20 protein-coding genes are annotated in these 20,456 nt (G+C 64.9%); 7 read left to right on the forward strand and 13 right to left on the reverse strand.

Annotated features, from left to right (window positions below; translation table 11 throughout):
- The first annotated feature begins 10 nt into the window (after window positions 1-10).
- Window positions 11-805: a hypothetical protein gene (locus KF785_00205; protein MBX3145160.1), complete on the forward strand. Its 795-nt coding sequence runs from the start codon at window positions 11-13 to the stop codon at window positions 803-805.
- Window positions 802-1,695 (forward strand): transglycosylase domain-containing protein, encoded by an 894-nt coding sequence (locus KF785_00210; protein MBX3145161.1) that lies wholly within the window; start codon window positions 802-804, stop codon window positions 1,693-1,695. Before KF785_00205 ends, KF785_00210 begins: the two co-directional genes overlap by 4 nt.
- A gap of 105 nt (window positions 1,696-1,800) precedes the next feature.
- Here the strand turns inward: KF785_00210 and dnaN are convergent, their stop codons facing one another.
- The gene (dnaN, locus tag KF785_00215; GenBank protein MBX3145162.1) at window positions 1,801-2,910 is read right to left on the reverse strand and encodes a DNA polymerase III subunit beta; all 1,110 of its coding nucleotides are present in this window, start codon (window positions 2,908-2,910) and stop codon (window positions 1,801-1,803) included.
- 238 nt (window positions 2,911-3,148) lie between these two features.
- Window positions 3,149-4,561 carry a chromosomal replication initiator protein DnaA gene (gene dnaA, locus KF785_00220; GenBank protein ID MBX3145163.1) on the reverse strand — a complete coding sequence of 471 codons (1,413 nt, stop codon included), beginning with the start codon at window positions 4,559-4,561 and terminating at the stop codon, window positions 3,149-3,151.
- A gap of 149 nt (window positions 4,562-4,710) precedes the next feature.
- Here dnaA and rpmH point away from each other — a divergent pair, with 149 nt between their 5' ends.
- The 5 genes from rpmH to mnmE all read left to right on the forward strand — a co-directional run bounded on the left by rpmH (window position 4,711) and on the right by mnmE (window position 8,568).
- Entirely contained in the window at window positions 4,711-4,872 is a 162-nt protein-coding gene (gene rpmH, locus KF785_00225) for a 50S ribosomal protein L34 (GenBank protein ID MBX3145164.1), read from the forward strand.
- Window positions 4,873-4,946: 74 nt separating this feature from the next.
- Entirely contained in the window at window positions 4,947-5,225 is a 279-nt protein-coding gene (rnpA, locus tag KF785_00230; GenBank protein MBX3145165.1) for a ribonuclease P protein component, read from the forward strand.
- Window positions 5,222-5,452, forward strand: a complete 231-nt coding sequence (yidD, locus tag KF785_00235) for a membrane protein insertion efficiency factor YidD (protein MBX3145166.1) — start codon at window positions 5,222-5,224, stop codon at window positions 5,450-5,452. The genes rnpA and yidD overlap by 4 nt, the downstream gene beginning before the upstream one ends.
- A gap of 24 nt (window positions 5,453-5,476) precedes the next feature.
- The gene (gene yidC, locus KF785_00240) at window positions 5,477-7,195 is read left to right on the forward strand and encodes a membrane protein insertase YidC (GenBank protein MBX3145167.1); all 1,719 of its coding nucleotides are present in this window, start codon (window positions 5,477-5,479) and stop codon (window positions 7,193-7,195) included.
- 38 nt (window positions 7,196-7,233) lie between these two features.
- Window positions 7,234-8,568: a tRNA uridine-5-carboxymethylaminomethyl(34) synthesis GTPase MnmE gene (mnmE, locus tag KF785_00245; protein ID MBX3145168.1), complete on the forward strand. Its 1,335-nt coding sequence runs from the start codon at window positions 7,234-7,236 to the stop codon at window positions 8,566-8,568.
- Between the two features lie 18 nt (window positions 8,569-8,586).
- Here mnmE and KF785_00250 read toward each other — a convergent pair whose 3' ends face one another.
- The 11 genes from KF785_00250 to KF785_00300 all read right to left on the reverse strand — a co-directional run bounded on the left by KF785_00250 (window position 8,587) and on the right by KF785_00300 (window position 20,449).
- Window positions 8,587-9,531: a hypothetical protein gene (locus KF785_00250; GenBank protein ID MBX3145169.1), complete on the reverse strand. Its 945-nt coding sequence runs from the start codon at window positions 9,529-9,531 to the stop codon at window positions 8,587-8,589.
- A gap of 61 nt (window positions 9,532-9,592) precedes the next feature.
- Window positions 9,593-10,429: a rhomboid family intramembrane serine protease gene (locus KF785_00255; protein MBX3145170.1), complete on the reverse strand. Its 837-nt coding sequence runs from the start codon at window positions 10,427-10,429 to the stop codon at window positions 9,593-9,595.
- 18 nt (window positions 10,430-10,447) lie between these two features.
- Window positions 10,448-11,455: a D-alanine--D-alanine ligase gene (locus tag KF785_00260; GenBank protein MBX3145171.1), complete on the reverse strand. Its 1,008-nt coding sequence runs from the start codon at window positions 11,453-11,455 to the stop codon at window positions 10,448-10,450.
- Complete coding sequence (locus tag KF785_00265) at window positions 11,452-12,840, reverse strand: pyridoxal-phosphate dependent enzyme (protein ID MBX3145172.1); 1,389 nt, start codon at window positions 12,838-12,840, stop codon at window positions 11,452-11,454. The genes KF785_00260 and KF785_00265 overlap by 4 nt, the downstream gene beginning before the upstream one ends.
- Window positions 12,837-13,241, reverse strand: a complete 405-nt coding sequence (locus tag KF785_00270; GenBank protein ID MBX3145173.1) for an energy transducer TonB — start codon at window positions 13,239-13,241, stop codon at window positions 12,837-12,839. Before KF785_00270 ends, KF785_00265 begins: the two co-directional genes overlap by 4 nt.
- A 2-nt stretch (window positions 13,242-13,243) precedes the next feature.
- Entirely contained in the window at window positions 13,244-15,886 is a 2,643-nt protein-coding gene (gene mutS, locus KF785_00275) for a DNA mismatch repair protein MutS (protein MBX3145174.1), read from the reverse strand.
- Complete coding sequence (locus KF785_00280) at window positions 15,883-16,773, reverse strand: SPOR domain-containing protein (protein MBX3145175.1); 891 nt, start codon at window positions 16,771-16,773, stop codon at window positions 15,883-15,885. The genes mutS and KF785_00280 overlap by 4 nt, the downstream gene beginning before the upstream one ends.
- The gene (gene holA / locus KF785_00285) at window positions 16,755-17,807 is read right to left on the reverse strand and encodes a DNA polymerase III subunit delta (GenBank protein ID MBX3145176.1); all 1,053 of its coding nucleotides are present in this window, start codon (window positions 17,805-17,807) and stop codon (window positions 16,755-16,757) included. Before holA ends, KF785_00280 begins: the two co-directional genes overlap by 19 nt.
- 85 nt (window positions 17,808-17,892) lie before the next feature.
- Window positions 17,893-18,429, reverse strand: coding sequence for an NUDIX hydrolase (locus tag KF785_00290; GenBank protein ID MBX3145177.1), 537 nt, complete (start codon window positions 18,427-18,429; stop codon window positions 17,893-17,895).
- Between the two features lie 26 nt (window positions 18,430-18,455).
- A complete protein-coding gene (locus tag KF785_00295; GenBank protein MBX3145178.1) occupies window positions 18,456-19,058 on the reverse strand; it encodes a YdcF family protein in 603 nt (200 codons plus the stop codon).
- Window positions 19,055-20,449, reverse strand: a complete 1,395-nt coding sequence (locus tag KF785_00300) for an MBL fold metallo-hydrolase (GenBank protein ID MBX3145179.1) — start codon at window positions 20,447-20,449, stop codon at window positions 19,055-19,057. Before KF785_00300 ends, KF785_00295 begins: the two co-directional genes overlap by 4 nt.
- Window positions 20,450-20,456: the final 7 nt, after the last annotated feature.

Here is a 20,456-nt window from a genome sequence, read left to right on the forward strand (position 1 = left end):
AGGAGGTACCATGCGATCGTTCGGTTGGTTTGCTGCAATGGGTCCGCTTGCCGTGCTCGGTCTCCTGGCAGCGGAGCAGAGCGGGCCCTCCACCACGCGGTATCGGATCGAGTCCAAAACGCAGCAGACCGTCGACCTGAGCAGCGTCCAGCAGCCGAATCAGGTCACCAACACGGTCCAGGTTGCCATTATTTCGGTCACGCTCGCTGATACGGTGGGCGGCAAAACCCTCCACGCCGTGATCGACAGCCTGAGCACCGATCTGCCGATTCCCGGCGCCGCCGAAGCAGCCCAGAGCGCCAAAAACGCCTGGCTCCACGGTCTCGTCGACAACTGGGGCCGGGTCAAGATCGTCAAGACCTCGGCGGACTCGAACGAGATGGTCGGTCAGCTGAAGGCCTCGTTGCAGCGTTTTTTCCCGGTCGTGAAACCGGGTGGCAAGCAGGGCGACAGTTGGATCGACACGACGCACGTCGATTCCCGGACGCCCGCGCAGGCCGTCAAGTCGACGACAGTCACCACCTATACGCTGGGCGGGGGCGCCCAGTACGGCGGCGCGACAGCTACCAAGATTGACGCCGTGTCGACCACGACCGGGGCCGGGACGATCGAGAATCCGATGGCCGGGCCGATGGAGCTGTCCCTGACCGACCAGTCCACCGAGGTCTTCTACGTGGGCAGCAACGGTCTCTACCTGGGGGGAACCACCCAGTCCTCCGTCAAGAGTTTCGTCACGATGGCGATGGTACCGAATCCCATCCCGGTCACCGCCACTCGCAGCACCACGGTGACCGTTCATAAGTGACGCTGCCTTCGACATCGCCGGCGGCACCGAGCCCGAAGAAGCGCTCGTTGCTGCGCTGGATTCTGCTCGGAACGTCGGCGGTCGTCGGGGTCGTCCTGCTGTGGCTGGTTGCGGTCTGGCCGCCGCCCCTCTGGTATCGCTGGTTCTGGCCGCGCGAAACCGCGTTCATGGCCATGCGCGCCAAGCAAGCAGACAGCCTGGCCAATCACGTCCAGCGACGGCGACAGGTGGAAGACGGCGTTTTGCCGCGGTTGTATCAACCGGTTCCGTTCGAGCAGATTGCCCCGAGCATGGGCCGAGCCGTGATCATAGCCGAAGACCATCGGTTCCTCGACCACGGTGGCCTGGACTATCAGGCCATTCGCGAGGCGATGGGATATCGGCGTGAGGGCTTCGATTGGGGCAACGAACGCGACCGCGCCGAACTGCGCCGGGTCCTGGGTGAGGCGTGGCAGCGGCGCGATCGGATTCGCGGGGCGAGCACCATTACGCAGCAACTCGCCAAGAACCTCTACCTCTCGCCCTCTCGGAATCCGCTCAGAAAGGTCAAAGAAGCCGTCACGGCCTATCGGATCGAAGCGGCGATGGACAAAACCCGAATTCTCGAGCTCTACCTCAACGTCGTGGAGTTCGGGCCTGAGATCTGGGGTGTGGAAGCAGCCTCGCAGGCCTACTTCCGGCGGCCCGCAGCGCGCTTGACGACCGAACAGGCCGCCCAGCTTGCCGGGACCCTCCCATTTCCGCTTCGTTCAAACCCGGCATATCGACCGGGGCGGATGCGCTGGCGGCAGCAATGGGTGCTGCGACGGATGGGTGGTGAGCGGGTCAGGATTCCGGCTGCCGAGGACACCACGGAAGCGCCGGATTCTGTACCGCCTCCAACGCCGTGAGGCGGGCACGGCGATGAGGGTCGAGCGCCGTTGCCACACCATCAGCGAAAGCGGCCGGCTGGGATCATCCCGGCCGGCCGCTGATGCATCGCGACGGGGCGTTGGTCAGTCGAGCAGGCGGAGTGGCATGACCAGCGTCAGATAGCTTGCCGGATCATCCCAGCCAACCGGCTCACAGGTCGTTGCTCGCTCGGGTGTCTTGAAGCTCATCCTGACCTCGTCGGTCGGCATGTACTTGAGCACCTCGAGCAGGTACGACGCATTGAACGCAATCTCGAGCGGATCGCCGTCATAGGCGACGGTGATTTCTTCCTGTGCCTCGCCAAGGTCGGGCGTGGTAACGGAGAGTTTGCACCCGCCGTTGGCAAAGGCAAGCCGGATCCGGTGAGTCTGGTCGCTCGCCACGATGCTCATCCGCCGGATGGCAGAGGACAGGGCGGCCTTATCGGCCGTCATCAGCTTGTCATTCTCGCGCGGAATGACCTGTTCGTAGTTCGGATATGGCCCTTCGATCAGCCGCGTGAAGACCTGGGTTCCGGCTGACCGGAAGCCCAGGTGGTTCTCACTTCTGGCAATCTCGATTTCATCGTCGGGATTGTAGAGCCGGCGAATCTGTTCGAGGGCTTTGGGCGGGACGATCAGATCTGCCTGGCCACCCGAACCGGTCAGCGGCACATCCATCCGAGCCAACCGGTGGCCGTTGGTAGCCACCATCCGCATCCTGTCGCTCCTGAGTTCCCACAGGACGCCGTTCAGAATGGGGCGGCTCTCTTCGGTGCTGGCAGCGAACGCAACGTGGCTAATGAGCTTCTGGAGGTCTTTGGCAGCCACTTTCCAGGCACCATCAAACTTGACGGCAGGGAATGCCGGAAACTCATCGCGAGACAGGCCCAGCAGCTTAAACCGGGACCGGCCGCACTCGATCTGGACTCGTTGTTCGCCGGAACCCGTGAAGCGAATCGCCGCGCTGGGCAGCTCGCGAACGATTTCCACGAGTTTCCGAGCTGGCAGCGTCGTCGCACCTTCCTGGTCGACCTGAGCCGGGATGATGGTACTGACCGCGATGTCGAGATCGGTTCCGGAAAGCCGGAGTCCGTCCTTGGTTGCTTCGACGAGGATGTTCGACAGCACGGGCAGCGTCGTCTTTGACGGAACGCTCGCGGCCACGGCGCCAAGTCCTTCGTGAAGCTTTTCTCGCGTTATGGTGAACTTCATCGGATCACTCTCCCGACCAACACCAGGTTTTCACCACGGGATATTAGAAAACTATCCTGTATTTAGAAAACAAGTAGTCGTAGTAGAGAGGCGGTGATGTGGATGTTGCCACCAAACGGCGACACCGCATCATGTTCCACTCCTCATCGACGCCACCTGCGATGTGTACGGTGCGGATTGTGGGGTAAAGTCCCAACGAATATCCCCGCCCGTCCACACACCACACACAGTACCCACACTACGATGCGGTTAACTCTGCTCGCGCCGAGTCGACCCGTTCACGGAAGCCGCGATCGCGCGCCAGCTGCCGTTGCACCTTGTCCACGCTGTGAATCACCGTCGAATGATCACGACCGCCGAAGGCCTGGCCGATCTCGACGAGCTGCATGTTGAGCACTTCGCGGGCCAGGAACATCGCAATCTGGCGCGGTACCGTCAGGCTCTTGATGCGCGCCTTGGAGCGAAGCCCCTCTGGTGTGACTCCCCAGCGGCGCGCCACTACATCCTGGACCCGGTCGATCGACGGCAGTGCCTTGGGGCGCTCGGTCGTGGCCGACTGGCTCGGCCGAATCCGGTCGGCCAGGGCCTCGCGGGCCAGATCGACCGAGATCTCGCGATGCCGCAACGACGCGTACAGCAACAACTTGATAATCGATCCCTCGAGCTCGCGCACGTTGGAATAGACATGCTCGGCAATGAAGGTGAGCACGTCATCCGGAATCGTCGTTTCCAAGTGGTCCTGTTGTTGCTTCTTGCGCAGGATCGCGATGCGATGCTCCAGATCGGGTAGTCCGACGTCGACCACCATACCCCAGCTGAACCGACTGACCAGGCGATCTTCGAGTCCCGGCATTTCCTTGGGCGGTCGGTCAGACGTCAGGACGATCTGCTTCTGCGCGTCGAACAGGGCATTGAAGGTATGGAAGAACTCTTCCTGGGTCGCTTCCTTGCCCTCGAGGAAATGCACATCGTCGACCAGGAACAGGTCGATCCCGGTACGGTAGCGGCGGCGCAGCTCGGGCATGGTCCGGCCGTGGATGCCCTCGATGACCTCGTTGATGAAATGCTCGGCGCCCATGTAGGCCACCCGGGTGGCCGGGTTCTTCCGGAGCACCGAATGGGCAACAGCCTGCATCAGATGGGTCTTGCCGAGTCCGGTGCCGCCATAGATGAACAGCGGGTTGTAGGTCCGCCCGGGCGCCTCGGCCACAGCGTACGTTGCCGCGGCGGCCAGCTCGTTCGACTTGCCGATCACGAAGGCGTCGAAGGTATACCGCTCGTTGAGTGGCAGGTGCGAGGGTGTCGCGTCACGATTGGTGACTACTGCCGAGGCCGCTGGTTCCGCCGCCGCCACCGGCTCGGTGGCGAAGATATCCATCTGGGGGCGCTGAAGCCGCTCCTCGGGTACCCGGAAGACCACTTCGGTGTCGGTCCCGAGTGTCTGAGAGGCGAGCCGAGACAAAACCTTGGCGTGTTTTGCCTGATTCCACTTCACGGCAAACTCGTCCGGGAGACCGAGAATCAGTCTCCCGTCCTCCAGGTCAAGCGCTTCTGCCGGGGCGAGCCACGTTTTGACGGCTTGTTCCGTCAGTTCCTGGCGCGCCGCGTCGAGAATCCGCTTCCAAGCGTCCTTAGGGGACCACTGCTGCATCTCGCCTCGATAATGCGATGGGGCGTCTCGAAGGGGCGACGATACTACGCCCCGGATGTGGAAAAGTCAACCTTGACCGAATCAGCCCCTGGCAAGTAGCTTTCTGGGCTTACTTTGGCACTAGCTTTTGGTTCAAGGATTGGCTTCAGATGCAACCGACATATCGCCCGCGGAACCGGAAACGGGTCAATAAGCATGGCTTCCGTGCCCGGATGGCCACCCGCTGGGGGCGGGAAACGCTGGCGCGCCGGCGCAAGAAGGGCCGCAAGCAGCTGACGGTTCGGATCGCCTCGAAGCACGGGGGACGCTGACGTCATCCGAGCGGCTCGGTCGGGCACAGCGCCTGACGGCAGCGGATGAAATACGGCGGGTGCTGGGCCGGGGTGTGCGACATCGATCGCCTCACCTCGAGATAGCGTGGCTGATCAACGACGTGGGTCGCCCCCGACTGGGCGTGATCGTTCCGAAGCGCCAGTCGACTGCGGTGGCCCGCAATCGTTTGCGGCGGCAGGTCAAGGAATGGATGCGGCGGGTGGGTTTGCCGCGGCTCCGTGCGGTCGATGTCGTGATCCGGACGAAGCCCCAGGCAAACGAGGTCGATTTCAGCGTGCTCCGGTCGGAGCTGGGCGATTGGCTCGCCGAGCGGGCGCCGACCGCCGGATGACCGGCGTACGGCAGTGGCCGCGACGGGTGGGGATTGGCCTGATTCGCGGGTATCAGCGGTACATCTCCCCGGCTTTCCCGCCGCGCTGTCGATTCTCTCCCAGTTGCTCGCAATACACATTGGAGGCGGTGGATCGGTATGGCCTGGTACGCGGTAGCTGGATGGGTCTCAAGCGTATTGCCCGGTGCCACCCGTTCCATCCCGGTGGCTACGATCCCGTTCCATAACGTCTGACGGACACAAGCCTCATCATGGATCGTCGATTCATTCTGGCCATCCTGTTGATGATGGTCGTGCTGGTGGTCCCGTCCTTCTTCCTGAAGAAGCCGGCGACCCCCGTTTCGCAGGCCGCAGCGCCGGCCGTACCGGTCGACTCACTGCAAACCCCCGCGGTCATCGATGCGCCGCCCGGCAGCATGCCGAGCCCGCTGACGGTCGAATCGGACGCGCCAGCTGCGGACGACTCGGTCACCGTGGTGTCGCCCCTGTACCGTTATACCTTTTCGACTCGCGGTGGCCGGATGGTCGCAGCCGAACTGTCCAGCTACCGGTCGATGCGCCGGGACGAGCCTGGTCAGCGCGCCCAGATCTTCGCGCCCGACGGTGACTTCCTGACGCTTGGCCTTCTGGTCGGGCGCGACACCATTCCGCTCCGCAACCTCGCCTTCCGTCCGACCACGACTTCGCTCGATGTGGCGGGTGGTCCGACTCGGCTGGGCTTTACCGCGGCGCTGGACTCCGCGGTCGGTGTCGATCTCGAGTACACCTTCCTCCCTGATGATTACCGAATCGGGGTAACCGGTCGAGTTCGTGGCCTTGGGCCGGCCGGCGCGACCGTGCTCATCGGCTTGGGGCCCGGCCTGCGCAACACCGAGTCGGACAGCGTTGAACACGGTCGCGAGCTCGGGGTCGTGACCAAGCACACCAAATCGAGCCTGAAGCGCTTTTCCGACCTCGATGTGGGGCTGACGGAAACGTTGCCGGGTCCGTTCGAGTGGGTTGGCATCAAGTCGAAGTATTTCGTTGCGGCGGTGCTGGCGCTCGACAGCGCGCGGGTTGGTCAGGGTCGACTGGGTGGGGTCCAGGCCACCGCGACGGATCGATTGCATCGCACGCCGGAGCGGGCCGATGTCTGGACCAGCTTGAGTGTCGGCGCAGACGGCGCCATGGCGTTTACGCTCTATGTCGGGCCCATGGAGTACCCGAGGCTTCGGAGCATAGGTCACGATTTCGACGACATCAATCCGTATGGATGGGCCTGGCTTCGGCCAGTGATTCGCCCCGTTGCCGTCGGTGCCCGGGCCTTGCTCGTCTGGATGCACGAGAGTCTCGGTCTGGCATACGGACTCGGACTGGTGGCCTTCGGCATTCTGATTCGCATCGTTCTTTGGCCGCTCAATCAGAAGGCCATGCGGGCCGGGATGGCGATGCAGGCGGTCCAGCCGATCCTCAAGGACATCCAGGAGCGCTACAAGAACGATCCGCAGAAGCTGCAGCAGGAAACCTTCCGGATCTATCGCGAGCACAAGGTCAATCCGTTCGGCGGCTGCTGGCCGATTCTATTGCCCTGGCCTGTCCTGATCGCTTTGTTCTTTGTGTTCCAGAACACGATCGAGTTGCGGGGTCAGTCGTTCCTTTGGGTGCCCGATCTCTCCAGGGCAGACCCGACCTTCATCATCCCCGTCGTCATGGCGGTCTCGATGTTCGGGGTCACCAAAGTCGGGCAGATGGGTCTGCCGCCCAACCCGCAGATGAAGATGATGCTGTACATCATGCCGGTCATGATGCTGGTGCTCTTCTTCAATTTTGCGTCCGGTCTCAACCTCTACTATGCGGTGCAGAACATCGCGAGCATTCCGCAGCAGTGGTTGATTGCCAAAGAGCGGTTGCGAAACGCGCCCGCGGTGACACCGGCGCCGATTCCGCCGGCGCCTCCGCCTAAGAAGGCCAAGAAGAAGCAGCAGGGATAAACGGTCCCGCGCCTGGCGGCGGGCCAGGAGATCTCGCCATGCTGTCCGATCTGATCACCGCGATTGCCACGGCGCCCGGCCGAGGGGCGCTCGCGGTGGTTCGCGTCTCGGGCCAGGGGGCCTTTGAGGCGGTGCGGCGATTGCTCGGCTGGGCAGACAGCCTCCCGGTCGTTCCGCGTCAGGCCATTCTCGCCACCTTTCACGAGTCCGACGGCACGCCTTTCGATCGTGGCCTGGTGACGTTTTTCCCCGCGCCTGCGAGCTACACCGGTGAGGATGTGGTCGAACTGTCGTGCCACGGTGGCGCGCTGGTTCCCGCTCAGCTGCTGGCCGCGCTCCAGGCGCTCGGTGCCCGGCTGGCATGGCCCGGCGAATTCACTCGGCGCGCAGTTCAGAACGGCAAGCTCGACCTGTTGCAGGCGGAAGCGGTTGGCGACCTGATCGATGCGACGACGCGCGCTCAGGGTCGAGGCGCCCTACGGCAACTCGACGGTGGTCTCTCGCGTCGGCTCGACGAATTGCGGTATGAGCTGCTCGAGCTCACGGCCCTGCTCAGCTACGAAATCGACTTTCCTGAAGAAGACGACGGACCGATCAGCCCCGAGACGATTCGGGCCGGCCTCGAGTCGAGTCGGGGTGCTGTCTCGGCGCTGCTGCGCACCGCGCCGGTGGGCGAACGGGTTCGTCGGGGCGCGCTGGTGGTGCTCGCGGGCCGTCCGAACGCCGGCAAGTCCTCCCTGTTCAACGCCTTGCTCGGTATCGACCGGGCGCTCGTGACCGAGATACCGGGTACCACACGCGACGCCATCGAGGCTGAACTCGATCTCGATGGCTGGCCGGTCCGGTTGGCCGACACGGCAGGTCTCCGCGACGCGACCGATCGAATCGAGCGTCTTGGCATCGAAGTGAGCCAGCGGTATCTCGCGGCGGCAGATCTGACCATCTTATGTGTTGAAGCAGGGGCTCGCCTGACCGATGAGGAACATGCCATGGTCCGGGAGCGGGCCACGGTGCTGGTGCGCACCAAGTCTGATCTGGGGGCGGTCGGTGACGATGGGGGATTGCCAGTGTCGGCCGTCACCGGCGACGGCCTGCCACTGCTGGCCACCACACTGGTCGACCGCCTCTTCGGCGAGGTGGAGCAGTTTGCGGACGTCGAGCCGCTCCTGACGCGTGAACGGCACCGGCTCGCCCTCGAGCGCGCCGAGGCTGCGCTGGTGGATGCCGAGCCGCACATCGGTGCGCGAGGGGATGCGGTGCTGGCAGCTCATCACGTCCGGCGTGCCATCACGGCGCTCGACGAACTGATCGGTGCCGTCGACGTCGAAGACGTGCTGGGGGCGATCTTCGAGCGGTTTTGTGTTGGGAAGTAAGCGATCCGACCGGTGGGTCTACGCGGTTCGGATATCCTGGGTGGTGTCGGCCAGCGCTTCGAATTCTGCTGCGGAGGCGCGCAGTGCTGCCGGGAGCCCCTGTTCGGCAACGAGCCCCTCGACCATCCGATAGCCAAGGTAGTACCCGGAGCGTTCGGGCAGGACGCGACCGAGCGCGAGGCGGGACGAGGGGCTCAGGCCCGCTGACAGAAAACGGAGTCGGAGGCCGATGCCGGACCGTTCGAGGTCGTGGTGCGCTGCGCGGCGGAGGAACGCTTCTGATTCCCGCATCCGCTGAAAGACCCGCTTCGGATACCCGAAGTAGTCGGCAATCTCGTGCCCCGGGGCCACCAGCTGGGCGGCGTGAACCGCCAGGCCTTCGTTGACGAGGAGTTCCCGGAGCGGCGCACGAGCGGCCGTTGTCCAGTAGTTGTAATTCCCGCCGTTTTCGTCCACCAGCCGACGGAGGTCGCTCCGGCTGTCTGGGGAGGTGTAGCGCACCGTGTGCGCAAGCTCATGCGCCACCCAGAGCGGGATCAGGTCCGGCGAGAGGCCGAGTCCATAGGTGGTCGGGTTGACCTTGCCGGTAAAGTGCTCGATACAGATGAAGCCGACGCCGCGTCCGTTGACGACGAGTTCGCCGGCGTTGGCCGCCCCGACGCCAGCCATGAGATAGATATCGGTCGGCCGGTCGATCTGGAGCAGGTCGGTGGCGCGGGTGATTGCGTCCTCAACCAGCTCCGACACGCGAACATTCTGAAGCAGGGCCTTCAGGTCGCTCCGGTCGGCGCGGAGCGTGGTTGCAATGACCTCGGCGGCGTGCGGGCTCTCGAGATCCAGGACATAGTTGCCCCAGTACTGCTCGAGCACGGCGCGATGTGCTTCGAGATACCGGTAGTACGCGGCTTCCCGATTAGCTGAACCGAGGATGTCGAGGAATTCCGGGAGCAGATTGATGAGCACGGGACAAAATGCGGCTGTCCTGTGATGAAAAGCAAGATGTCGATTCTTTGCGGGACCTTTCTCAGGTCTGTTCGCGGCGCTTGCGCTCCGAGGCCTCGCTCAAGACGCGACGTTCGTGCAGGCTCAAGCTTTCGATTCCGAACTGCGCGATCTTGTCCAGCACCCGGTCGACTTCGGCGTTGGTTGCCTCGGGCGGCAGCTCGGTATGCGGGACCACCGTCTGTTTGGGTTCGAGCGCGGCTTCTTGGGCGCGCATCGGCGTGACCACAGGGCGGCGGATCGGCGGCACAGGTCGGATCGGTTGCTCGCGCGTCGTCAATGATTGCGCACGGAAGTAGAGGTAGCCGGACAGGATGCCCCCGAGCGGGACGAGGCGCACCAGCCCCTCGCCGGCCCAGAGGCCGAGCCCCAAGTCGAGCGCCACGAAGGCAACGAACAGAGACCGCGCACTGAGGCCGCCCTCAGCCCCGGTATGCAGCTCGATCGGCGCGCGGGTCAGGACGTAGGCGAGGCCGAGCCCGTAGATCGCGCCAGCGGGTCCGTGGAAGGTCCCGAGGTTGAGAATCGATCCGAAGCCCAGGCCGATCAGGGCCGCGCCGATACCGCAGTAAGCGTAATACAGCAGGAATCGCTTGCTGCCCATTCGTCGCTCGACGGTGGGTCCGAAGAACGCGAGCATGGCCGAGTAGAACGCCAAGGCCAGGAGATTGGCAGGAACGAACATAGCCGTCAGTATGGCCCATGGTCGCTTGCCGAACTGCGTGGGGTCGAGAATCAGTGATTCAACGAACCGCGGCGCCGTGAACACGGTTGCAAGCAACAGCAGAACCACCCCGTTGATCACGATCAACCGGATGACCCACGGGGTCAGTTGCGGTGCACGACGAGTGGCGGCCATATCGCGTCAATACCTACCCTATACCTTACCACCGGTCCGAGCCGTCAGGCAAATCCGTTCGCACAACTCAGGGAACTCGATTCCCGCGGCCTGCGCTGACTGCGGGAGCAGGCTGGTCGAAGTCAATCCAGGCAACGTGTTGACCTCGAGACAACTCAACTCGCCAGTCGGGGTCAGTCGAAAATCCACCCGGCTGTAGCCGCCAAGCTTAAGGGCCTGGTGCGCCTTTTGTGCCAGATCGCGACACGCGGTCGTGACGGCCTCCGGAAGCTCGGCTGGGAAAATCTCAACCGCCATACCCGGGGTGTACTTGCATTCGTAGTCGAAAATCTCGTGCCGAGGGATAATCTCACCGACTGCGAGAGCTGCGCCGTCGAGGATCCCGACGGTCAACTCGCGACCGGGAACGAATCCTTCGACCATGATCTCATCATCGAACCCGGCCGCGTAGCGAATTGCGTCACCGAGATCCGCCTGCGACCGAACCAGTCGCAACCCCACCGTCGACCCTTGTTTGCTCGGCTTGACGATGACCGGGAACTCCCGCAGGGTCGGAACTTCACCGTCGCGGGTGACCATGGTCCAGTCGGGGGTTGGAACGCCGGCGGCCCGGAACAGGTGTTTCGACACATCCTTGTCCATGGCCAGTCCGCTGCCGAGTGCACCGCTGCCGGTGTACGGAATGTGAAGCAGGTCGAGCACGGCTTGCAGAGTGCCATCCTCGCCGCGCCCGCCGTGCAGGGCAAGGAAAAGCGCATCGGCCTGGATAACGTCCGGCACGGCGGCGAGCCCGGTCAGCAGGAAATCACGCTCGCGGTCGACCAGGTGATCGATCGCCGGCGGCGTGGTGCCGACCGCCACGCCGATCAGCTCGGCTTCCCGATCTCGGGGAACCGGTCCACCGGCGATGTCGACAACCGAAACCGAATGGCCGCGAGACCGCAGGGCCGCGACCACCTGGCCTGCCGAGGCCAGGGCCACGTCTCGTTCTGCGGAGCTACCCCCGGTCAGGACCGCGATCTTCATCGGGTGCCGATCAGCTGCTGCAGCAAATCGTAGCGACTCACGATGCCGACCAGCTTGCCGTCTCGCTGAACCAGCGTTGCCGGGTTTTCCCGGGTCAGCATCGGTGGGAGCCGATCGACCGGGAAGTTCGCGTCGACCACCGGAAAGGGCGGATCCATGACCTCACGGACCGGTCGATCGAGGAGTGACGGCTGGCTCAGTGCCCGGGTCATCAGGGTCGGCTCGATCAGGCCGCCGATGCACTCGTCGTTTTCGACCACCGGAATCTGACTCACGCCCCAGGTGCTCATCAGGTTGAGGGCCTGCCGCACCTGTGCGGCCCCAGTCAGGCTGACCAGCTCCGGCGCGCCCTTGCTCCGCCGGGCGATCAGCTCGGCCACCGTCAGGCGTGGCACATCGAGCAGTTGGTTCTCCTGCATCCACTCGTCGTTGAACACCTTGGACAGGTAGCGCTCGCCGGTATCGCACAGAATGGTGACGATGCAGGCCTCCGGATCATCCACTTCGCGGGCCAGTTCGAGCGCGAGCTGAACGTTGAGGCCCGCGCTGCCGCCAACCAGCATCCCCTCCTCGCGCGCCAGGCGCCGCGCCATGCCGAGTGCGTCCCGATCGGACGCCTGCCGGAACTCGTCGATATAGTCCCACCAGATCGTGGTCGGGATCTTGTCGCCCCCAATTCCTTCGACCTTGTAGGGACGCCCCTCGACCTTGGCGCCGGTTTTGTGTCCCGTATAGATGGAGCCAATCGGATCGCCGGCGATGATGCGGATGGCGGGGTTCTTCTCTTTGAGGTACTTGCCGACGCCACTGACCGTCCCCCCGGTACCTGCGCCGGCGACGAAGTGGGTGACGCGCCCCGCCGTCTGCTCCCAGATCTCGGGGCCGGTGGTGCGGTAGTGGGACTCGGGATTGCTCTGGTTGTAGAACTGATTGGCCAGGATAGCGCCCGGCGTATCGCGGGTGATCTGCTTGGCCTTGTTGATGTAGTGATCCGGGTGATCGGGCGGCACAGCCGTTGGTGTAATGACGACTTCGGCGCCAAACGCCTTGAGCAGCCGGACCTTTTCCTGCGACATCTTGTCGGGCATGGTGAAGATGCAGTGATACCCTTTGAGCGCAGCCGCGATGGCAAGTCCGACACCGGTGTTGCCGGAGGTACCCTCCACCACGGTGCCTCCAGGTCTGAGCTCGCCGTTGACTTCGGCCGCCGTGATGATGTCGAGACCGATGCGATCCTTGACCGACCCGCCCGGGTTGGCGTATTCCGCCTTGCCGTAAATGGGGGTTCGGATGCCGTGACCAATCCGGCCCAGCCGGATCAGGGGCGTCCATCCGATGGTGTCGATGACCGATTCATAGGGGGTGCGATGTTGGGGCGAACTCATGGAACGGGGCCTCCGGTCGGGGGCGCTCGGAAATTGATCGGCTGGAGAAAGCGGGTGGCTGTCGGAGTCCCGTCGCGCAGCGCCGGGGCAAAGCGCAGCTTGCTGGCAGACTCGAGCGCGGCGGAGTCGAGCGCGGGATACCCGCTCGATTCGTAGATCGCGGTCGATTCAGGCACGATTCGGCCCGCCGTATCAGCAAACAGCCGCAGCATCACGGTGCCACCGATGCGCTGGGCGGCCGGGCCCTCGGGATAGACGATGGCCGGATTGGCATCGAGGGCCACCGGAGTCTCGTCGCGCCGGATGGCACTTGGCCGATCCGCAGGAAGCGTAAGTCCGGGTGCCGCCTCGCGCTGGCACCCGACCGCGACCGCGAGCAGCGCGATACCGAGCCAGCGCATGACTAGGAGGTCTCCGAGCCGAGCTGCCGCTTCAGATCGGCGAGCCGATTGAGCGCCTCGAGCGGCGTCAGCGAATCGAGATCGAGCGTTTCAATGGCGCGTCGAATCGGATCCGGGGGAGCCGGCGCTCCAGGCTTCGCAGGTCTTTGCTTCCGGTGTGCTCCCGGATCGCCGAACAGGCCAAGCTGACCCTCATCGATTCGGGCGGCTTCACCGGGGACCATCCGGTGTTCGCTTTCGAGCGTGAGGAGCACCTCGCCGGCCCGGGCTACCACAGTGCCGGGGAGCCCGGCAAGCTGGGCAACATGGATGCCGTACGAGCGATCGGTTCCACCCGCCACAAGCCGGTGCAGGAAGACCACGGTATCGCCCGTTTCCTTGACGGCAACGTTCATGTTACGGGCGTGGGCCAGTCGTTCCGGGAGCTGCATCAGCTCGTGGTAATGAGTCGCGAACATGGTTTTGCAGCCGACCCGGTCGTGCAGGTGCTCAGTGACAGCCCAGGCAATCGCCACCCCGTCATAGGTCGAGGTGCCCCGGCCGATTTCGTCGAGCAGGACGAGACTCCGGGCAGTGGCGCTGTGCAGGATGGCGCTGGTTTCGCTCATCTCGACCATGAAGGTCGACTGACCGCGCGCCAGGTTATCGCTGGCTCCGAGCCGGGTGAACAGTCGGTCGACCGTCCCGATGCTTGCTGCGGTGGCCGGGAGGAAGGAGCCAAGCTGGGCCATCACGACCACCAGACCGATCTGGCGCAGAATGGTCGACTTGCCTGCCATGTTGGGACCGGTCACGAGCTGGACTCGACTGGCGGCATCCAGGTGAACATCGTTCGGGATAAACGACTCCCGAGGCATCAGGCGCTCGATGACCGGGTGCCGACAAGCGGTCAGGGTCAGATCGAATCCTTCGTCGACCGTGGGGCGGACGTAGCGATACTGCACCGCCAGCTCGGCCAGCCCAGTCCAGACATCGAGGTGGGCGAGAACTGCGGCGCTTCGCTGGATCCGCGCGATGGCCGCGCCGACCTGACTCCGGAGAGCGCCGAACAGCTCCGCTTCGCGAGCCACCATCCGCTCCTCCGCACCGAGCACCTTGGCCTCGTACTGCTTGAGCTCCGGGGTAACGTAGCGCTCAGCGGTGGCCAGGGTCTGGCGCCGTTCGTAGTCGGGCGGAATCCGGGCCGAGTGGGTTCGGGTGACCTCGATGAAATAGCCGAAGACCTTGTTGTAGCCGATCTTGAGCGAGGCGATTCCGGTGCGCTCCCGCTCGCGCTGCTGGATCGAGGCGATGTACTGTTTGCCGCCGTCCCGGAGCTCGCGCGACTCATCCAACTCGGTGTCGAACCCGGCCCGGATCACCCCTCCATCGGCAGGATTGACGGGTGGACGGTCTTCCAGCGCGGCCTCGAGTTCGGTGGTGAGATCCTCGAGCAGGTCGAGCTCGGCGGACAGGCTGGCAAACGGGTGCGTTGCGGCGCTGCCGGGTGGAGTCAGCCCTGCCAGCGCGGCGGCAATACGCGGCAAGCGCTTGAAGGAATCTCGCAAGGCGCCGAGTTCGCGGGGGTTGGCTCGCCCGGCTGCGGCCCGTCCGGCGAGCCGTTCCAGGTCGCGGACCCCGTCGAGGGCTTCGCGGGCATCGGCACGGGCGTTGGGGAGCCGGACGCCGCTGGCCACCGCATCGAGCCGGCGATTGATCTCGGCACCGTCCCGCAGCGGTGAAAGAATCCACTGGCGCAGCAACCGGGCGCCCATCGGTGTCATGGTTGCGTCGAGCGTCTCGAGCAGGGTGACGCCCTTGGTGCCAGCGCGCAGCGGCTCAACCAACTCCAGATTGCGCCGGGTCATCTCATCGAGCCAGAGATAACGGTCGGAGCGGCGGATGGTCGGACGTCGCAGGTGGGCAATGCCGCCGGGCTGGAGTTCGCTCAGATAGCGCAGCAGGGCACCCGAGGCGCCGACGGCCGGGCCGTCGTCCGCCTCGATGCCCAAGCCATCGAGGGAGGCCAGGCCAAAGCGTCGGGTCAGCTCCTCACTTGCCAGCTCCGCATCGAACTCCCAGGCGTCGCGGAGCGTCTGCATAACATCGGTTGCGGTCAGCGCGTCGGCCACCGTCACGACTTCGGCTGGGGCCAGCCGACCGAGGGCTTCGTCGATCCGGGCTCGGGGCGTCGTTTCGAGCAGGAACTCACCGGTCGACAAGTCGATCGCGGCCAGGCCGGCCGGACCGTCGGGCCGGTGCCGGTCGCCCGGGTGCAGTGCGACCAGGAAGTTGTTGCGTCCGCCGGGAAGCCAGTCCTCTTCCAGGAGGGCACCAGGCGTGACCGTCTCTACGACTTCACGGCGGACGATGCCTTTGGCCTTCTTGGGGTCTTCGACCTGTTCGCAGATAGCGACCCGATGCCCCGCAGCGACCAGCTGCCGCAGGTAGTCTGCGGCCGCCTTGACCGGCACACCAGCCAGCGGAACGCCGTCGCCGCGCGCGGTCAGCGTGATGTTGAGGAGGCGCGCCGCAACTTCGGCGTCATCGAAGAACATCTCGTAGAAATCGCCCATCCGGAAGAAGAGAATCTTGTCGCGGTGGCGCGACTTGATCTCCTGGTACTGCCGGAGGAGCGGGGTGCCGTCGGTCACGGATGCGGTCACGGGTCCGCGACGATGAAGGGCTGCCCGCCGAGCTGAGATCGAATCCGGGCCAGGGCCTGGTTGGCCAGGGCGCGGGTGGCGAACGGGCCGGCGCGGACCTTGAAAAACCCGCCCTCGTGGACGACGGTTGATTCGTAGCCCAGGCCCTTGAGTCGCGTGACCTGCTGGTTGGCGGCGGCCTGGTTCGGTGCCGCAATCACCTGCACGCGGAAGCCGCCTCGCGCCGGTGCGGCGGTCGGGGGCCGGGCGGGCGCCGGTGCCGGGGCGGTCGGACTGACCGTCGTGGTTTCGACCGGTGCGGCGGGGTCGACACCTTGGGCCTGAATCGATCCGCAGCGCTGCTTCTGGAACTCGAGCTGGTTGCGCAGCTCGATGTCGTCGGGTCGCGCAGTCAAGCCGATATCGGCCAGCCGGCAGGCCTCGACGCCGTTGCGCAGGTCGCCCGCGGCGCGGGCGCCCCAGAACGCTGCCATCGCGCGGAGCGGGCTCGATGGATAATCGGCCAGCAGGCGGCTGACTTGGGAGACCGATGCGCCCGGGTTGCCGCTGGCGTACTCGACCTGGGCCAGCAGCAGGAGGGCATCGTCGGCCCATTCGGAGGTCGAGTACTCCACGATGACGCGGCGGAGCGCGATGCGCCGATCGAACTCCGTGGCGGCGACGATGCCGGAAGTGTAGAGCGCCTCGGCGTAGAGGTTGTCGACCGGGTCGGTGCGGTCGAGCAGCGCCCGAACCGCGGCGCGAGCGGAATCGGCGTGCCCGTCCTGTGCCAGCTGAACTGCGGCAATCAGCTGCGGATTGGTCTGGGCGCTGGTGGCCGTCGGCGTCAGGCCGACCGCCAGGATCAGTGCGAGAACGCCGAGCAGCGTCAGGCGGCGCGTTGCCATGGCACGGACATCTCCATCACGAGGTCGAACAGTATGGAACCTTCGTCGGACACGGAGGTGTTCTTGAGGCGCTCATCGGCACGGCGAAGCGCAGCAAGGGCCAGTTCGATCCGGTTCCTGCTCCAGTCGGGGGCGAGCCGACTCCACTGAGCCGACGCCGCATCATAGGAGACGCGGGCCGGGCGGGCGCGAAAGAGCGACCCTTTGACAGCCTGAACCAGCGCGGAGGAGCGGGCCCCCCGATCGTAGTGGGCTCGCGCGAGCCCCACGCCGACGATGCTGGTTCCCAGGAGGGTTACCAGTGAAACCCCTGACACTCCGGACTGGGCCAGCAGGTGGGGAATCATGCTGGCGGCGGCGCCGGCTTCGCCGCGCAGCACGGCATCGCGCCAATCGTACTGGGTTTCGCCGTGTCGCACTCCCAGAAAATCGGAGACCCGTTCGACGGTGAGCGGATCGGTCGCACTGAGCCCGGCCAGCTTGTCCAGCTCGCTCCGCAGGGCTGCCAGGCTGGCGTCGGTCACGCGCACCATGTGGAGCGCGGCCTCATCTTCCAGGCTGAGACCGAGACGCTCGGCTTGGAGCAACAACCACTTCTTGGCGCGCTCAGGGGGCAGCGGGTCGGCCGACACCGCCAGGGTGCGTCTTGCCAACTCGGCATCGGCGTCGGCGTCGGTCGACCCCTGCACCAATATCAGAATCGTTTCGGGTGCCGGTCGTTCGAGGTACCTGAGCACGGCGGTCTTGGCTTTGGCGCGCTTGGCCCAGCTTTCGACGTCGCGGATGATCACCACCCGCCGGTCGGACATCATCGGCAGGGTGTTGCAGAGCGTCTCGGCGTCCTCAGGATCGAGAGTTGCGGCGGACCGCTGATCGAAATTGAAATCCTTGAGCGACGGATCGAGGGCACGGGACACCAGCTCGCCGATGGCCTCCTCCTTGAGCACATCCTCGGTGCCGTGGAGGTAGAGCGCCGTCGGGAACTCGCCCTTTCGGAGCGCCTTGAAGAGCTGATCGAACCCCTGGGTTGCCATGAACCGTCCCGCGCATACGTGCCCGACAGATCGAAGCCGGAATCTAAGCCCGATCCGAGCCCGGGACGAGGCGACCTGCGGGGCTTCAGGCGCGCAAGAAGCTCTGCACGAACATCAAGGCGGTCAACGACTTGGCATCTCGGATCCCGCGAGCACGAATCATCTGTCCGACGGCGGACCAGCGAAACTCGTGAACCGTGATGAACTCGTCGGCCTCCGGGGCTGCCTCGGCCGGTGTCAGGTCGGTGGCCAGGTAGAGATGAATCGATTCGTCCGTGAAGCCGGGTGCCGTGAAGATCTGGGTCAGACTGGTCAGAGTTCCGGCTTGGTAGCCGGCCTCTTCGATCAGTTCGCGATGGGCGCAGGCCTCGGGCGCTTCGCCCGGGGACAGCGTCCCGGCCGGGATTTCCCAGATATAGCCGTCCGCAGCATGGCGGAATTGTCTGATCAGGAGAATCCTGGGATCAGGGTCGGTCACCGGGTCGAGCATGGGAATCACGGCCGCGGCTCCCGGATGCCGGATCGTGTCGAGGGTGCCCTGGGTACCGTTGGGAAACTGGACCTGGTCGACATCGACGGCGATAACCCGTCCGGTATGAACCCGAGTGGATTTGATCAGCATAGAAGTAGTGTTAACTACCACTCACATTAGAGGATGGTTCGAAGCCAAATGTATGGAATCTTGAGTGTTTCGAGCAGGAGATAGCGGATCTCGCGGGCACTGCCGGGTACGATCGGGCTCAGCGTCACGGGGGACGTATAGGCCGTCAGCCCGACCCGATAGGCCTCGAGCCGGAGCCGGCCCAGGTGGAAGCCGTCGCTGACGAGCAGGACCGAGCTGATCCGGGCCTGGTCTGCCCAGTCACCGAGCGCGCGGATCGAGGCTTCGGTCGACTGGCCCTGGGGTAGTTCGACGATGACCGCTTCGGGAATTCCGGCAGCCACCAAAGACCGCCGCTGCACTCGGGCCTCGCTCTCACTGTCGCCCGGGTGGGTTCCGCCGGTGACGACGATCGAAGGGGCGAGCCCTTCGCCGAAGAGCGCGTAGGCGTGGTCGATCCGGGCCTGCAGCACCGGTGAGGGGCGCCCGTTGTAGTGGGCCGCGCCCAGGACCACGATGGCCCCGGCCGCTCGACGCTGATCGACTCGGCTGGCGCGCCAGATCCACGCAAAAATGCCCAGGTAGCAGATGCCGGCGGCCAGGATGGCGCGCCAGACCCAGCGGAGCGGCGACCGGCGACGACGACTCACAGCACAAACGACTCGCCCAGGCGCGGGATAGTGACCTCACCGACGCCGTTCTCGAGCAGCAAGGTACGCATGGCCTCCGCAGCTTCCGGTTCGCCATGGACCACGAAGGCGCGCCGGACCGGACCGCCCAGGGCTTTGACCCAGTCGCGCAGTTCGTTCCGATCGGCGTGGGCCGAGTAGCCTCCGATGGTCTCGATCTCGGCGCGGCGGACTACGGTTTCGCCGAAGACTTTGACTTCGGTCGCCCCGTCCTGGAGGCGACGGCCCAGCGTGTGTTCCGCCTGGAAGCCGATGAACAGCACCAGGTTGCGATGATCGCCCAGGTGGTTGCCGAGGTGATGCAGAATGCGCCCGGCCTCCGCCATCCCGGATGCCGAGATAATGATGGCTGGCCCGACCAGGCTGTTGAGCCGCTTCGAGTCCTTCACGTCCCGGACATACTGCAGCAAGGGGAAATCGAAGATGCTCTCCATTCGTTCGACCAGCTTTTCTCGCCGATCGAACACCTCAGGATGCATTCGGAAGACCGTCGTGGCGTCGACCGCCAGGGGGCTGTCGACGAACACCGGCAGGTGCGGGATGGCGCCGGCGCGGTAGAGCTGGTGGATCGAGTAGACCACTTCCTGGGTCCGGCCGACCGCAAAGGCCGGGATCAGGATCTTGCCGCCCCGTGCCGCCACGCGTCGGATGGTCTCGCCCAGGTGTTGCTCGGCCTGATCGGTCGATTCGTGATCGCGGTTGGCGTAGGTCGACTCGATGATCAAGGTATCGACGGGCCCTACCGGTGGATCCGGATCGCGGATGATCGGCAGGTTCTTGCGGCCGATGTCTCCCGAGAACACCAGCCGGTGGCCGCCGTCCTCGGTGATCCGGATGTTGACCGAGGCGGAGCCCAGAATGTGTCCGGCGTCGGTGAATTCGAACGCCAGATGCTTGCGCAGGTGATTGATGCGTCGGTAGGGTTGTCCGACGATCAGGTCTTGCACAGCAATCGCATCGGCCAGATTGTAGAGCGGCTGGCTCTCGACCCCCAATGTCTTGCCGCGCCGCGCGAGATACTCCGCATCCTTCATCTGAATGTGTGCAGAGTCGGGCAGCATGATGGCGCAGAGGTCGCGCGAGGCGGGCGTCGCATAGATCGGCCCGTGAAAACCATGCCGGACCAGGAGCGGCAGGCGGCCGGCGTGGTCGATGTGGGCGTGACTCAGAATGATGGCGTCGATGCGCCGCGGATCGAACGGCAGCTCGGCATTCTTCCTGGCCGCTTCGGCCCGGCGTCCCTGGAAGAGCCCTGCGTCGAGGAGAAAACGGCCGCCGGCCGCCTCGAGAAGATGCATCGAGCCGGTCACCTCACCGGCGGCGCCCCAGAACGTCAGGCGAATCCCGCTCACTCGCTAC

This window comes from Gemmatimonadales bacterium (assembly GCA_019637315.1).
Lineage (GTDB): Bacteria > Gemmatimonadota > Gemmatimonadetes > Gemmatimonadales > GWC2-71-9 > SHZU01.

What these genes read in the sequence shown, in the direction of transcription:
- KF785_00205 (MBX3145160.1), top strand. Translation starts at nt 11, where the DNA reads ATGCGATCGTTCGGTTGGTTTGCTGCAATGGGTCCGCTTGCCGTGCTC.
- dnaN (MBX3145162.1), bottom strand. Translation starts at nt 2,910, where the DNA reads ATGAAGTTCACCATAACGCGAGAAAAGCTTCACGAAGGACTTGGCGCC.
- dnaA (MBX3145163.1), bottom strand. Translation starts at nt 4,561, where the DNA reads ATGCAGCAGTGGTCCCCTAAGGACGCTTGGAAGCGGATTCTCGACGCG.
- rpmH (MBX3145164.1), top strand. Translation starts at nt 4,711, where the DNA reads ATGCAACCGACATATCGCCCGCGGAACCGGAAACGGGTCAATAAGCAT.
- yidD (MBX3145166.1), top strand. Translation starts at nt 5,222, where the DNA reads ATGACCGGCGTACGGCAGTGGCCGCGACGGGTGGGGATTGGCCTGATT.
- yidC (MBX3145167.1), top strand. Translation starts at nt 5,477, where the DNA reads ATGGATCGTCGATTCATTCTGGCCATCCTGTTGATGATGGTCGTGCTG.
- mnmE (MBX3145168.1), top strand. Translation starts at nt 7,234, where the DNA reads ATGCTGTCCGATCTGATCACCGCGATTGCCACGGCGCCCGGCCGAGGG.
- KF785_00255 (MBX3145170.1), bottom strand. Translation starts at nt 10,429, where the DNA reads ATGGCCGCCACTCGTCGTGCACCGCAACTGACCCCGTGGGTCATCCGG.
- KF785_00260 (MBX3145171.1), bottom strand. Translation starts at nt 11,455, where the DNA reads ATGAAGATCGCGGTCCTGACCGGGGGTAGCTCCGCAGAACGAGACGTG.
- KF785_00265 (MBX3145172.1), bottom strand. Translation starts at nt 12,840, where the DNA reads ATGAGTTCGCCCCAACATCGCACCCCCTATGAATCGGTCATCGACACC.
- KF785_00270 (MBX3145173.1), bottom strand. Translation starts at nt 13,241, where the DNA reads ATGCGCTGGCTCGGTATCGCGCTGCTCGCGGTCGCGGTCGGGTGCCAG.
- KF785_00280 (MBX3145175.1), bottom strand. Translation starts at nt 16,773, where the DNA reads ATGGCAACGCGCCGCCTGACGCTGCTCGGCGTTCTCGCACTGATCCTG.
- holA (MBX3145176.1), bottom strand. Translation starts at nt 17,807, where the DNA reads ATGGCAACCCAGGGGTTCGATCAGCTCTTCAAGGCGCTCCGAAAGGGC.
- KF785_00290 (MBX3145177.1), bottom strand. Translation starts at nt 18,429, where the DNA reads ATGCTGATCAAATCCACTCGGGTTCATACCGGACGGGTTATCGCCGTC.